10 protein-coding genes and 1 pseudogene are annotated in these 14,718 nt (G+C 60.6%); 3 read left to right on the forward strand and 8 right to left on the reverse strand.

Annotation, left to right across the window (positions count from 1 at the left end; translation table 11 throughout):
- The first annotated feature begins 380 nt into the window (after positions 1–380).
- Together DCC25_RS03235 and DCC25_RS11270 are read left to right on the forward strand one after the other, a co-directional pair.
- Positions 381–1,590: pseudogene (locus DCC25_RS03235) on the forward strand (IS110 family transposase).
- Complete coding sequence (locus tag DCC25_RS11270; protein ID WP_158524707.1) at positions 1,587–1,736, forward strand: hypothetical protein; 150 nt, start codon at positions 1,587–1,589, stop codon at positions 1,734–1,736. Before DCC25_RS03235 ends, DCC25_RS11270 begins: the two are co-directional and overlap by 4 nt.
- A 256-nt stretch (positions 1,737–1,992) precedes the next feature.
- On the opposite strand, the gene DCC25_RS03240 is transcribed toward DCC25_RS11270, so the two are convergent.
- The 7 genes from DCC25_RS03240 to guaB all read right to left on the reverse strand — a co-directional run bounded on the left by DCC25_RS03240 (position 1,993) and on the right by guaB (position 12,639).
- Positions 1,993–5,913, reverse strand: a complete 3,921-nt coding sequence (locus DCC25_RS03240; RefSeq protein WP_110100608.1) for a DUF4011 domain-containing protein — start codon at positions 5,911–5,913, stop codon at positions 1,993–1,995.
- Between the two features lie 117 nt (positions 5,914–6,030).
- Positions 6,031–7,641: a glutamine-hydrolyzing GMP synthase gene (gene guaA, locus DCC25_RS03245; RefSeq protein ID WP_110100609.1), complete on the reverse strand. Its 1,611-nt coding sequence runs from the start codon at positions 7,639–7,641 to the stop codon at positions 6,031–6,033.
- A 4-nt stretch (positions 7,642–7,645) separates the two neighbouring features.
- Entirely contained in the window at positions 7,646–8,335 is a 690-nt protein-coding gene (locus DCC25_RS03250) for a DedA family protein (RefSeq protein WP_110100610.1), read from the reverse strand.
- Between the two features lie 17 nt (positions 8,336–8,352).
- Positions 8,353–8,895: a DUF3817 domain-containing protein gene (locus DCC25_RS03255; RefSeq protein WP_183145610.1), complete on the reverse strand. Its 543-nt coding sequence runs from the start codon at positions 8,893–8,895 to the stop codon at positions 8,353–8,355.
- A gap of 31 nt (positions 8,896–8,926) precedes the next feature.
- Positions 8,927–9,907 carry an SURF1 family protein gene (locus DCC25_RS03260; protein WP_110100611.1) on the reverse strand — a complete coding sequence of 327 codons (981 nt, stop codon included), beginning with the start codon at positions 9,905–9,907 and terminating at the stop codon, positions 8,927–8,929.
- Positions 9,908–9,951: 44 nt separating this feature from the next.
- Complete coding sequence (locus tag DCC25_RS03265; RefSeq protein WP_110100612.1) at positions 9,952–11,079, reverse strand: GuaB3 family IMP dehydrogenase-related protein; 1,128 nt, start codon at positions 11,077–11,079, stop codon at positions 9,952–9,954.
- A gap of 15 nt (positions 11,080–11,094) precedes the next feature.
- A complete protein-coding gene (gene guaB, locus DCC25_RS03270) occupies positions 11,095–12,639 on the reverse strand; it encodes an IMP dehydrogenase (protein WP_110100613.1) in 1,545 nt (514 codons plus the stop codon).
- 343 nt (positions 12,640–12,982) lie between these two features.
- On the opposite strand from guaB, the gene DCC25_RS03275 reads away from it, so the two are divergent.
- Entirely contained in the window at positions 12,983–14,320 is a 1,338-nt protein-coding gene (locus DCC25_RS03275; RefSeq protein WP_233487889.1) for a TIGR01777 family oxidoreductase, read from the forward strand.
- Here DCC25_RS03275 and gcvH read toward each other — a convergent pair.
- A complete protein-coding gene (gcvH, locus tag DCC25_RS03280) occupies positions 14,317–14,703 on the reverse strand; it encodes a glycine cleavage system protein GcvH (protein ID WP_110097878.1) in 387 nt (128 codons plus the stop codon). The two genes, DCC25_RS03275 and gcvH, sit on opposite strands and share 4 nt — an antisense overlap.
- Positions 14,704–14,718 lie beyond the last annotated feature (15 nt).

A 14,718-nucleotide genomic window follows, 5' to 3' on the forward strand; every position in this document is an offset into this window, starting at 1 on the left:
GCAACACCACGGATAGACACCACCCGGTTACGCTCGAACAAAGCATCGAACTCCCCCACGCACTACCCCTTCGCTCCATACGAGAAAAGAAGCTTCCCGTTTTGAGAAGAATCTTTCGAAAAGACCCGTTACATTTATTTATAGGTCCTTCTAGGGTATTTCTTAGGTCTATCCAAGGAGCTGGTCGCTGGCTCTGGTATGGCTGTGTTGCCCTGTCATTTCATGGTCCGGGGGGTGTTGCCGCCAGAGGTCCAGGACGCGCGTTGACTTCTCATAGGGATGCGGCCCAAGCAGTGTGTTGAGGTCTGTTCGTCACGTGGGTGCAAGCATCGGGTGTCATGATCACAGCGGCGTTGCTACCAGCAGTGAGGAAGACTGCCATGACAACAACCTACGATGTGATCCTGGGGCTAGACGTTGGTAAAAGCGCACATGACGGATGCGCTCTGACAACCACCGGCGAGAAACTCTACGACCGGGAATTACCGCAAGACGAAACCGCATTGCGAGACGTCATCGTTCAGCTCCAAGGGCACGGTTCAGTGCTGGTGGTGGTCGATCAGCCTAACACCATTGGTGCCTTACCGATCGCGGTGGCCCGAGACTGTGGCGCCACCGTGGCATACTTGCCGGGCTTGGCGATGCGCAAGACTGCTGATCTGTATCCCGGCCGGTCCAAAACTTGATGCCCGGGACGCGTTCATCATTGCTGATACTGCCAGAACCATGCCCCATACGCTACGAGCCGTGGATCGGGAATCTGATCTGTTCTCGGCGTTGAAAGTGCTGGCTGGGTTTGATAATGACCTGGCTCGGGAATGTACCCCAGCCATCAACCGACTACGATCGTTGCTGGTGCACATTTACCCGTCACTGGAACGAGTCTTCACCGGCACCGTCCTCACACGGCCCATTGTCCTGGAGTTGTTGATTCGGTATCACGGACCCCACGGCCTGCAGGCTGCTGACAAATCTGGGGTAAAACGCTGGGCGAAAAATCATGCCCGCAAAGACCCCTCCGCGTTGATCGACCAGATCTTCACGGCCCTAGCTGAGCAAACGGTCACCGTGCCTGGAACAGCTACCGTGGAACTGATCATTCCCAGGATGGCCGCCCAGATCAAAGAGCTCAAAGCTCAACGCGCTCTGGTGGCCACCGAGGTGGAAGCGATGGTCGATGCTCACCCTCTTACCCAGGTCTTGATTCCTATGCCAGGAGTCGGAATCAAGACCACCGCCACGATCCTGCTCACTGCAGCAGACTTCAGCTCCTTCCCCACCCCAGATCACCTGGCCACCTACGCCGGCATTGCTCCCGTAACGCGTCGCTCTGAGACCTCGATCCGAGGTGAGTCCCCGGCCCGTTCTAGCAATAAACAACTCAACAACGCCTTATTCCGATCCGCATGGATGGACTCCTGCCACGATCCGGTATCGAAGGCCTACTACGACAAAAAACGCGCCGAAGGCAAACGCCACAACCAAGCCGTCATCGCCCTCGCCCGACGCCGATCCGACGTCCTGTTCGCCATGCTCAGAGACGGCACGTTCTACGAATCTCGCCCAGCACAACTTGTTCCAGCAGCTTGACGAAAACGATAGAAGCACCCCCCGTCGACGGTACTGAGCAAGCTCCGTCGATGCCAGGTTTCGAAGATTCCGAGTTAGACAACTACAATGCCGACCAGCTTGATGAGCCCGGCGACGACTACTCAAACGACAGCATCGTGAGCTAACCCCTCATCCCCAGTGTGGGGGACGTTGCTCCAGCATCCACCGGTCGCGTTCAGACAACTGAGCGTGGCCGGTGGATTTTTTAACGCGCGGAGTGGACACCGGGTGCGCCTGATCTGCGCGGCGTGTTACCTCCGCCGTGAGGTGCTGATCACCGTCGGGGTCAGGTTGACCTGTCGGCCCCACATCCACTCGACGGTGTCCACGCCGACGCGGTTGCGGGCGGTGCTGAGATGGCTCGTGCGGAGTCATCACGGGTCACTGTTCCGTCACATCGTTGGTGTCGGGCTCTTTGCGGTGGGAGCGACTACTGCGCCGGGTGCGTTGTGTCTGCTGATCCATCGTGCCCGGTTGCAGACCGATAAGATCACCCAGTCGGTCCACAGTTTTTTGCGGTTCGGCAAAAGAATCGATACTCCACACCGATACTGGCCGCCAGCCCGCTCGCTGAGCAGCCAGCGGGCGAAGTCGCGATCGCTCACGTACCGAAAGGTGCTGATAGTGGCTACTACCGTCGGTGGTGACCGCCAGGGGGACCGTGTAGTCCTCCCCACCGGGAGTAGGCCGGTAGATTTCTGGATCCGGGTTCCAGATCAGCAACTCCGCATGTAAAGCACCATCGGTGATCACCCGGGCGCCCCGGGCGAGGAGTTCCTCAGCGATCGGTTGCACCAGGGGGTCGGTGGTCGATTTCGTGACGCCGCCAGCCACAGCCTCGGTGTCTGTCCGTGGGGCAGAAATGAGTTCTATCATCTCCCAGAAGTAGCCGGCCCCAGCGGATAAACGAGCGGGGTCGACCTCTTGGGGGTGAATGCAGCTGAGCACCCGAAACGACTCGCGGGCACGGGTTGCCAGTCTCGCGTAGTACTCCACGCCGTGTTGTTCGGACAGTGGCCCAAAGTGGTGTACCACGGTGCCGTGGGAGGTGCGTCCATAACCCAGGGAGAAGATCACGGTGTCGCGCACCATTGACCCCGCCCGCTCCAGTGGTGCGACCACGAAGGGTTCGCCGTGGGGGGCAGTCTCGGCATTGAAGAAGCTGGTGGCCCAGCGGTGATCAGCGAGGTTGACGCGTATTGCTTCGGCCACCCTGCGGGCGTGCAACGGTGTGGTGGTCAACACCGCCACCGAGCGATGGGGGAACGTCTGGAACTGTTCAAAGACCAAATCGACCACACGATTGACTTCAGCAGTGGTGGACTCCACTCCATCGTCGCCGTAGCCCGGGGTACCGGGCGCGGTGAGGTATTCGACCTCGGCCCCTCGGGAGGTATAGGCCCCGGTGATTTCCGCGGCGGTGGCCATTTTGTCCAGTTGTCCGTCATAGAGTTGGGTCCCGAGTAATCGGACCAGCGCCTGGGAGACACCACGGTGCATGGTCGACAGCGCGGTGGTCGGCAACACTCGGCGCAGGGCCACGCACACCGATTCGGTCACGGCTGGTTCGCTACCGGTGGTGGGTTCCACGCAGACGTGGAACGGCTGGGGCCGTTCGGAGACCGGGTCTCCGAAGGCAACCACCTGTTGAGCCCGGGCCATCGCGCCCAGACCCGTGGGCAAAGCCAAGGAACCAGCATCCAGGATCAACACGGCATCGAAGTGCAGTTTCTGCGGGGCTTGCGCCAAAGCCATCGGCGAGGACATCCATACCGGGATCAAGGGCTGCAGGAGCTCGGGATCAATGTCAGCGAGGTTCTCTAGTGTGGTCTCGCCCTCTTTGAGCATGGTCCGTAGCGTCGAAGCGGCAGTCTCGTGAGTGTCGCAGACCTCGTTCCAGCGCTGGGCCAGCGTCCAGTTCAACGAGGAGGCGCCCAAGTCCAGATGCGTCCCATCGGCAAGACGGTACTCGGCTTCTAGTGTGTTCAGCTCGTCGCCGTCCATCACAGTCAGGGTCTCGTCGGAGGACAGCATCGCTTCCAGCACGGACTGCCACCAGGCCATCTCGAGTTCAGCGACCACGTTGTCTGCGGTGACTTCCCGTTCGGAGAAGTCGCGAAGTAGCTCACCGAGCCCGTGTTCAGTCAGCTGATCGACGACCAGGGTCCGTTCGGGCAGTGTCTGCAACGTTTCAGCGTCGTCGACCAGACGTTGGACGACGTCGGAGAGGTCGTTGATCGACAGACGCGCCAGTTCTTCGGCCCGCACCGCCGGTGTGGCTAACCGCTCTTGGAGCTGGGAAATATTGTCGGTCAGCACCGACAGCTCCCGTTCGAGGGTGTCTAGTCCGGTGGGGATTTTAGGATGGCGTTTGGAGGTGGAGTACTGATTCCACGCGGTGAGTTGTTCTTGGACTTTCTCCAGAGCGTCGTGTAAATCGGGCACCGACACGCCGGGCCGCACGTACTCTTTAGCCACACGACGAAGTTTCGACCGCGTCATCGCCGACATCTCGATCTCGTGATCGCGTCGCCAGGATCCTGACCCTGTGGCAGCAATCAGATCGGTCACCGGCCGATCGAAAATATCGGGGGTGAAGTGGTCCAGGGAGCCGCGCACACTTTGCAGCAGGGAAACTTGGTCGTTCCACTCATTGATGTTCGTCCCGGTCCGCAGGTGGGCATCCTCAGTGGCCTGGACCATCAGCTTTCGAACTCGCGGGAGGTGGTCGTTAATGTCTTCGGCCAGCTGGTAGGCAGCTTCGGCTTCTTGCACGTTGCGTAACCGCGCACCATACCACGGGGATTCGGTGGCGGCCCGTGAGAAGGCACCCAGTCTGGCCGCCGAGGTGAGCTTTTCAGCAATATCGTCCCGTGCGACGGTGGAATCCAGCACCGAACGTTTCAAGCGCACCGAAGTGCATGGTGGCGGGTCCAAGGCGGTGAGCTCAGCCAGGGCGCGCATGGCCTGGTAAGGCGAGCAATTCCACCGCTCGCGCACCCGGTGGAGGCTCTCGGCATGAGCAACCAGCTGATCACGACGTTGCACCAGGGTTTGGTTCACCCGCTGGGTGGCCGGCTCTTTGGCAGCTTCGACACGTAGTAACGCCTGGATCATTTCTTCACGCAACTGAGCGGAAGTATGGGTTGCACTGACGTGGAAGAGCATGCTGGCTAGTCCCACCGCGTCGGCACGACGGTAGAGCTCGTTGAGTGTCGTGGTGCGTTCAGCCACCATCAACACCCGGCGACCATCAGCGGCCAAGGCTGCTGCAGCGGCCAGCGCGGTCTGTGTTTCGCCGGTTCCCGGAGGAGCGGTTACCACCACGGAATGTCCGGAGCGGATCAGGTCCACGGCGGTTTGTTGTGAGGGGTCGAGGTCGAAGACGAGTGGCTCATCGGCGGGGTCGCGCTGGTCCAACGGGGTGAGGTCCACCGCCTCCAGACTCGATTCTTCGGGTTCGACGAGTTCGGTCGCGAATTCGGTGCCGGCTTGCGCACGGTAGAGGTCGCGGAGCACGGGGTGATCAAATCCGGTGATCGCCGAAACCGATTCGTCGGTGAGATCAGCGAAAGTCGAGAGCAGAATACGGTGTTCGACCACCAGACCTCGAACCTCAGAGCTATACTCGCGCATCAGCTCCAGTGCGGGCAGAGGCTCGAGCTTATTGGTGGCGTAGGCGGCACGACGGAACTGCTCTGGGTCAAGTTCTACACCGTAGACCGAGTGGAAGTACCGGGCCAGGGCCGGGTTGAGGATAGCTTGTCCGGTGAGCTGGACGTCAAAGTCTTCGCGTCCATTGCGCTGGCTCAAGCGCACAGGAGCCAGTAACACAGGCGCTGACATCTGGTGAGATGCCCCGCCATCGCTGATCCGCCAGGTCGCAATGCCGGCGGCGACGAAGCCGACGTTGATCCCACGATCTTCAGCGAGTTCGTCGATCTTGGAGATCATGGCGGTGGCGGTAGCTCGAGCCGAGTTTTGTCCGGGTTGATCCCGCATCAGCGTGGAGAGGCGGGTGCGACGTTTGGTCAGAAACTGTGTCAGCCCCGAGGGGTGGGAGTGGGTGATTTCCAGGGAGTTTGCCGTGGTCGGGGCAAACCGCAACATGGTGTCAGACTCTTGCCCGGTCGTGATCTGGTGTAGCCATTGGCCGAAGCTGATCTCGGGATCGTCGAAACCGGCTGTGCTCGGTGCGGAATCATCGGCAATGAAGTCGAGATCGGTGCTGTCCAGTTCCTGGTTTTCGGCGCCACCGAGCTCTGTGTCGTCATCACGACGAGTGGGATCCGTTTCGTTCACAGCAGCCTCGTCCTTCCTGATCGATAGTCCTCGCTGAAACTATCCAACCGCACATTGGGCGAGATCGGGCGGTGAACCACCGAGATGGTCCCAGATTTTCTCACGGGGATCGCTTTATTACTCCCATTCGATGGTTCCCGGGGGCTTGGATGTCACATCCAACACAACCCGGTTGATCTCATCGACCTCATTGGTAATGCGATTGGAGATCTTGGAGAGCACGTCGTAGGGCACCTTCGCCCAGTCAGCGGTCATCGCATCATCGGAAACCACCGGGCGTAGTACGATCGGGTGACCATAAGTTCTGGCATCACCCTGCACACCCACGGAGCGAACATCAGCCAACAGCACGACCGGGCACTGCCAGATCTCCCGATCCAACCCGGCTGCGGTCAGCTCGGCACGCACAATTGCGTCGGCGGCCCGCAGGGTGTCGAGACGTTCTTTGGTGACTTCGCCGATAATACGGATACCCAGGCCGGGGCCAGGGAAGGGCTGACGCCAGACAATCTCATCAGGCAGGCCCAGTTCAGTTCCCACGGCGCGGACCTCGTCTTTGAACAGGGCTCGCAGTGGCTCGACGAGTTCAAATTCAATATCGTCCGGCAACCCGCCCACGTTGTGGTGGGACTTGATCACAGCGGTCCCGTCTCCCCCACCGGATTCGACGATGTCGGGGTACACGGTTCCCTGGACCAGGAACTTCACTGGGGGCAGATCCTGATCAGCGGTTTCTGCCACAATCTCGGCTTGTGCCCGTTCGAAGGTGCGGATGAATTTTTCGCCGATGATCTTGCGCTTGGCTTCGGGGTCACTCACACCGGATAACGCCTGCAGGAAGTCTTCTTCGGCGTCCAACATCACCAGACGGGCTCCCCCGGAAGCGGCTCCAAAAGCACGTTCGATTTCGACTGATTCGTCGTGGCGCATCAGTCCGTGGTTGACATAGACGCAGGTGAGCCGGTCACCAATGGCGCGTTGCACTAGCGCGGCGGCCACCGCGGAGTCCACCCCGCCGGAAAGGCCACAGATGGCTCGAGCGTCACCGACCTGATCCTTGATCAGTTGCACCTGCTCGTCAATAACACTGCTGGTGGTCCATTCCGGACGCAATCCGGCACCGTGGTAGAGAAAGTTCGTGATGGTGTCCTGACCGAAGGGAGTATGTTTCACCTCGGGATGCCACTGGACGCCGAAAATCTTCTTTTCGGTGTTCTCGAAAGCGGCCACACTGGCATGCGGAGTCGAGGCAATGACGGTAAACCCTTCGGGGGCTTGCGACACCGCGTCGGAGTGCGACATCCACACCGTCTGGTCGGCGGGCTGACCCGCCAGCAGTACCGAGTCTGTCGCTAGGCTGGTCAGCGGTGTGGAGCCGTATTCGCGCCGTTCGGTCCGCGCCACCGTACCACCCAACGCCTGGGTAATGGCCTGGAATCCATAGCAGAGGCCTAGCACCGGGATGCCGGCTTCCAGCAGGTCCGGGTCAATTCCGGGAGCGCCGTCTTCGTAGGCCGAGGATGGTCCGCCCGAGAGGATAAGCGCGGCGGGTTTGCGCGCCACAATGTCTTGGACCGGGGTGGAGTGCGCGACCACTTCGGAGTAGACATGAGCCTCACGGACACGCCGGGCAATCAACTGGGCGTATTGAGCTCCAAAGTCCACCACCAACACGGTGGGGAAATCAGCGGCAATGTCTGGGTTATCTGCGCGGGATGGATCAGTCACGTTCTCAGTCTAACTGAGCCGCACCGGGGCGCTGCGCCGTTTTTCGGGACCGGATCTTGTAGACCACGTAGGCGATCAATGCCAGCAGGAGCAACCCGATCACCAGGTATTGGAACCAACCGGCGGCCTGTTCCAGCAGGTACCAGTTCTCCCCGAGCAGAAATCCACCGTAGACAAAGATGGTGTTCCAGATCGCTGATCCGGTCAGGGTCAAGAGCCCAAACTTCCACCAGTTCATGCGCTCAACTCCCGCCGGTAGCGAGATCAGTGAGCGGAAGATCGGCACCATACGACCGAGGAACACGGTCCAATAACCGTGTTTGTTGAACCAGTTTATGGTGGCGTCGATCTCCCTGCGCTCCACGAGCGGCAATTTCGTCAACAGATTCACGGTGCGCTGGTGCCCCAGCCAGGCACCCAGCCCGTAGAGACAGTATGCGCCCAGGACTGATCCAACGGTCGCGAACAGCACCGCGGAGGCCCAGGTGAACTGCGCCTGGTCGGAGGCGGCGCTAAATCCGGCCAGGGGCAGGATCACTTCGGAGGGAATCGGCGGGAAGAGGTTTTCGATCAGCACCAACAGCCCGACACCGGTGGGGCCTAAGGCGTTCATAACCGCCACGGCCCAATCGCCGATCAGGCCAAAAGCAGAGTCGGCGGAGTTGGCCTGGGTGGCCATCAACTCCTGGAGCATGATGGTGTCTCCGATCGTTAGTACCGGCGCACTCCTTCGGGGTGTTCGGCAAGTTCTTGGTGGGTCCGTTGAGCTATTTTATGCTCGGTGTAGAAACTCAAAAATGGCACCACGCCACCGCCGGCCATCGCCAACAGCGTCCAGCCGGACCAGCGCATCAGCGCCCACAGTCGGAAACAACCCACCAAATACACCACGTACATCCATCCGTGGACGATGAGTACTAGCAACGACAGGTTTACTCCGCCCAGCACGGAGTCCGGGGGGTGTAGTCCCAGCGTGTTATCCGCACCATCGAAGGTGGTGCCACCGGCGAAAAGCTCGAGGTCGAAACCGTATTTCAGGATCATTTCGACTACCAGCGCCAGGAGCAAAATACCGGTCAGATAAGCGCAGATCCGGTAAAAGGTCAGGGCTCCACGAATCTGTTTGTGGGTGCCGCCAAAACGGCGTTTGCCCACCGACTCAGGGCGGGGTGGCGCAGCCGGCAGATCCTCTTCGGTGATCTGGTCGGGGTCGGGCAGGGTGTTGGGGTCGATGGGAGGTTGTCTATCAGTCACGATCTGTCACGGTGCCTTCGTTGGGTCGAGCTCACTGGTCGGCGGGTGGTTCAGGGTCATGCCCATAGTAATTTCGATAGGCTACCACCGCCGCGGCCTTTTCGGCGCGGGCTTGTTCGCGTCGTTTTTCGAGTTCTTTGCGTCGCCAATGCTGTTCCCACAGCCGGTCGAGTTCTGCCTCGCGTTGGTCTTTCAGGTAGTCATCGCGCACGAATCGCCACCACAGATACAGCGCGAAAGCCGCAAAAATCACCCACTCGATCGCGTAGAAGACGTTGAGCCACACCACGTCGGTTTCCTGCTCCGGGGCGGAGACACGGACAGCTTCCAGGCCATCGGATGTGCTGGACGAGCCGGGGGCCTGAACGGTGTGCACCGTCCCTTCGGTGTCCTCGAATTCTTCGACGACAACATAGCCGGCATAGAGCGGCTCATCCCAGATATTGGTCAGCTCGGCGGTAGCCAGGGTCGAGACGGTTACCGGGGTGGTGGACAGATCAGAGCCGGTATCCGGCCCATCGGCAGGAAGGAGTCTTCCGGTCATGGTCACGGTCTGGCTCGGTTCGATGCCACTAGCCTCAGTAAACAGGCGTTCTGCAACGCTGAGGTCCGTGGGGTTCTGCTCGGTGGCCTCAAAATCCAGCGGTTCTTCGCGCCAGCCCCACACCACCGGAATACTCACGTTACGATCGGTGCCGGTCACCGTGGCACGCGAGACGATCCAATATCCGGTCTGGCCGTCGTGCACGCGGTGAGCAACTTGGACGGTGTGCTCGGGCTCAACAGTGCCGGTGAAGTACACCATCTGGTCAGCCTGAGTGGAAACCATAGCGGTAAATGGTTCGAAGAATTCGGTCATCTCCACCGGGTTTTCGGTTTGTTCCGGTGGCGGGGCAGGGTTGGAGACTGCTTGGCGGGCTTGCCAGACCGACAGGGCCATGAACACCGCCGAAACCAGGATCGCGACCGCTAGGAAACCCAGCCACCGAGGCTTCAGCGCGGTACGGAGCATCAGACCTCGCTTTATCGGGGGTAGCTACAGCAGATGGGAAGGGGTTAGACCTGGGCGATCTGAACTTCGACTTTCTGGAATTCTTTCAGTTCGGTATATCCGGTCGAAGCCATGGCACGCCGGAGTGCGCCCATCAGGTTGGCGGTGCCGTTGGTGTGATCGGTAGGTCCCAATAATACTTCACGCAACGGGGCGACGGTGCCCACATGGGTGCGATCGCCACGGGGGAAGACCGGATGGGCGGCTTCCAGGCCCCAGTGCCATCCCGCTCCAGGAGCTTCTTCGGCTCGGGCCAGGGCGGCGCCGAGCATCACCGCGTCAGCGCCCATACCCAGAGATTTCACGATGTCTCCCGAGTTTCCGAGACCGCCATCGGCGATCACGTGCACGTAGCGTCCACCAGATTCATCCATGTAGTCGCGACGGGCCTCAGCAATATCGGCAATGGCGGTGGCCATCGGCACCCGGATGCCTAAGGCACGACGGGTGGTGGAGGACGCGCCACCACCGAATCCGACCAGCACCCCGGCAGCACCGGTGCGCATCAGGTGAAGAGCGGGTGTGTACCCGGCGGCACCACCGACAATCACCGGAACGTCCAGCTCGTAAATGAACTGTTTCAGATCCAGGGGCTCGGAGGTTTCGGAGACATGCTGTGCCGAAACGGTGGTACCACGAATGACGAACATGTCCACCCCGGCGTCCAGCACGGTGCGGTAGAACTCTTGGGTGCGCTGAGGCGTGAGCGCCCCGGCGACCACGACTCCGGCGTCGCGAATCTCGGCCAGCCGGGCGGTGATCAGGTCGGGCTGGATCGGGGCCGCGTAGAGCTGCTGGAGGCGTGCGGTGTTCTCTGGGGAGAACGCTGCAACTTGCAGGTGGGCGATCTCTTCCAGAATCGGTTCCGGGTTTTCATAGCGGGTCCAGAGGCCTTCGAGGTTGAGCACGCCCATGCCTCCGAGCTTGCCCAGCTCGATCGCAGTGGCCGGAGACATAACCGAGTCCATCGGGGCTCCGATGACTGGCATGGAGAACTTGAAGGCATCGATCTGCCAGTCCAGCGACACATCTTCGGGGTCGCGGGTCCGGCGGGCCGGAACAATATTGACCGCGTCCAGCGGGTAGGATGCTCGGCCTCGTTTGCCGAGACCGATCTCAATCTCGTGACTCACTAGTTGGCTCCAGATTTAGCGGTTGTGGTAGTTGGGGCCTTCCACGGTCATCATAATGTCGTGGGGGTGGGACTCTTTGAGCCCAGCAGGGGTGATCCGCACGAAGCGGCCGTCGCGCTTCAAGGCAGGAATGTCGGCGGCGCCAGTGTAGAACATGGTTTGGCGCAGACCGCCCACCAACTGGTGCAACACGGCACTGACCGGACCGCGGTAGGGCACCTGTCCCTCAATGCCTTCGGGGATCAGCTTCTCTTCGCTGGGCACATCGGCCTGGAAGTAGCGGTCCTTGGAGTAGGAACGGTGACCATCACGGGTTTGCATCGCACCCAGCGATCCCATGCCGCGGTAGGCCTTAAACTGTTTGCCCTGGTAAAACACCAGGTCGCCAGGAGATTCTGCGGTGCCAGCCAACAACGACCCCAGCATCACCGAATCGGCGCCGGCGACCAGCGCCTTGCCGATGTCACCGGAGTATCGCAGACCGCCATCGGCGATCAACGGCACGCCGGCAGGGATGGTCGCTTTGGCGGATTCGTAGATGGCAGTCACCTGGGGCACGCCGACACCGGCCACCACACGGGTGGTGCAAATAGAGCCGGGGCCCACCCCGACCTTGACCGCATCGGCTCCGGCATCAACCAGAGCTTTCGCGCCGGCGTAGGTGGCGGCCTGTCCGCCGATAACATCAATATGCCCCGCGGCAGGTTCCTTCTTCAGTCGGGAAACCATGTCCAGCACGCCGTGGGTGTGACCGTTGGCGGTATCGACCACGAGTGCGTCGACTCCGGCGTCTACCAAGGTCATAGCACGGTCCCAGCCGTCGCCGAAAAACCCGACCGCAGCCCCGACCAGCAGGCGCCCTTCGTGGTCTTTGGAGGCCAGCGGGTATTCCTCGGCCTTGTCGAAGTCCTTGACCGTGATCAGCCCCTGGAGGTGGTTGCGATCATCGACCAGCGGGAGCTTTTCGATCCGGTTTTCAGACAACAACCGGATGGTTTCTTCACGAGTAATGCCGACGTGGGCGGTCACCAGTGGCATCTTCGTCATGGCCTCGGCCACCGTGATGGTGTCGAACTGTCCTCGGGGCACAAACCGAGTGTCACGGTTGGTGATGATCCCGACTAACGTGTTGTCTTCTTCTACAACCGGCAAGCCGGAAACCCGGTAGCGGCCACAGAGTTCGTCCCACTGGCTCAGAGTGGCTTGCGGAGAAATCGTGACCGGGTCGGTAATCATTCCGGACTCATTGCGCTTGACCTTATCGACTTCCGAGGCTTGGTCTGCGATGGACAGATTGCGGTGAATCACTCCCATACCACCCATGCGGGCCATGGCGATCGCCAGACGGGACTCGGTGACGGTGTCCATGGCCGCTGAGATGATCGGGACGTTGATGTTGATCCGTTTGGTGAGCCGGGTGGCGACATCGGCGTCAGCGGGAATGACTTCAGTGGCATTCGGTAACAGCAACACATCATCGTAGGTCAGCCCCACAAACCCGAAGGGGTCGGCGGCTTCGGTGACTGGCTGTTGTGACGGTCCAGAGGTGTTGTTGTTCACGATGGTCGCCTTTCACGAGATGATGCAGGAACAGCACCAAGTATTCGATCAGAACACAGGTTGGTTCTCAGTCTATTCCTCTGGGGTTACGGCGTCACGGTCGGTGACCGACGATGACCGACCTCGGCACGGGGTATTGGGGCCTGATATGGAGCCGCTGGCAATGGCTACTCACCGAAGGGGTCCGCAGGTAGGGTGTGAACTAGATGAAAAGGGGTTTCTCGTGACGGCACCATTGAAATTTTTTCACAGTTCACTGCTGAATCATGCGCCCAAACGGGTTTGGGACTGGTATTCCAGCCCGGGGGCTCTGACTCGGTTGACTCCACAGTGGTTGACCACGGTGGTAGAGCCTCCCACCAACGGCCTGCAACCTGGCTCGCGAACTCACCTGGTGCACGGGGCACCGTGGGTCGATGCGGTGGTCTCAATGGTGCCGGGGCTGCAGCATCTCACGCCGGTGGGTACCAGCTGGGTGGCGGAACACACCACGTTAGAGCCGGGAGTATCCTTCACGGACGAGATGGTGTCCGGACCCTTAGCATCCTGGGAACACATCCACCGGTTTGTGCCCAGTGGCACCGAGGAGACTCTGGTCTGCGATGAAATCACCTACGAGTTTCCCGGTGATCTCCGGGAGGTGCTGCGACTGCGCGAGGAATTTGAAGAGCAACTGGAACGCGTTTTCCGCCACCGCTCCCGGGTCGTGGCCGGCGACCTGAATTTCCACACCGATCTCGCGTTGAGCACGCCGTTGACTATCGTGATCGCCGGCGCCTCGGGTCTGGTGGGTACCCAGTTGGTGGCCCTGCTAACCGCCGCTGGTCACCGGGTCATTCGGTTACAGCGCCGTCGTGGTGAATCGCGTCGGCTCGATGAGGACCGGTTCAGTTGGGATCCTGCTCGGCATCAGCTGGACTCGGAGGTGCTCGAGGACGCGGATGCGGTCATTAATCTCGCCGGTGCATCGATCGTGGGCGTGATGACCGAAAAGCATCGCAACGCGATCTTTGCCTCCCGGGTGCAGACCAACTCCACGCTGGTCGCGGCCATGAAACGTACCACTCGTGCTCCAGCCAGTTTTATTACGGCTTCGGCCTCGGGGTTCTATGGTCACGACGCCTCCCCGCTGTCTCTGGTGGCTGAGCCGATTACCGAAGATCATCCCAGCGGTGACGATTTCTTAGCGGCTGTGTGCCGTCAGGTTGAAGGCATTGCCCGTGAGGCCGAAGATCTGGGGATCCGCACCGTGGCGATGCGCACCGGCCTCGTACTCTCAGCTCGTGGCGGTTTACTGGCCACGCAATTGCCCCTGTATTTTGCCGGCGCGGGAGGCCCGTTGGGTCCGGGAACCATGTGGATGCCCTGGATCGGGCTCGATGATCTGATCCAGCTGTATGTTTGGGCGGTGACGCACGATAGCATCACTGGCCCCCTCAATGCAGTCGCCCCGGCGCCTGTCCAGCAACGCGAATTCGCCGAGGTCCTCGGCGAGGTGATCACCCGGCCCACACGCCTACCCACCCCCGGGTGGGCGCCGGCGCTGGTGTTGGGGCGACAAGGCAACCGTGAATTAGCAATGGCCTCGGCGCGGTTGAGTGCCGAGAAGGCGTTAGCTTCTGGCTACCGGTTCCGCGCCGAGACCATCGATGAGGCGATTCGACAGATTTTTGGGCGTTAGCCCTCCGTCACCTCGACGTCGAATTCCTCGGCGTAGGCCTGAGCATCCAACAGAGGACCATTTTCGGTGACCTCCACGCTGAACAGCCAACCCTTACCGTAGGGGTCCTGATTCACCAACTCGGGGTCGTCCACGACCTCCTCATTGATGGCAGCCACGGTCCCGCTCACTGGAGAGTACAGATCAGACACCGATTTGGTGGACTCGAGCTCACCGCAGACCTCACCGGCGGTGACCTCATCACCAACCTGTGGCAGGTCCACGAACACAATGTCGCCGAGCTGTTCGGTCGCGAACTCGGTGACACCGACTTTCACCGGGCTGGACTCATCGATCCACTCGTGTTCGGCGGAATATTTCAGGGTTGACAGGATTGCGGGCATCGCAGGTGTCCTTTA

The sequence above is a fragment of the Auritidibacter sp. NML120636 genome (genome assembly GCF_003185945.1).
GTDB lineage: Bacteria > Actinomycetota > Actinomycetes > Actinomycetales > Micrococcaceae > Auritidibacter > Auritidibacter ignavus.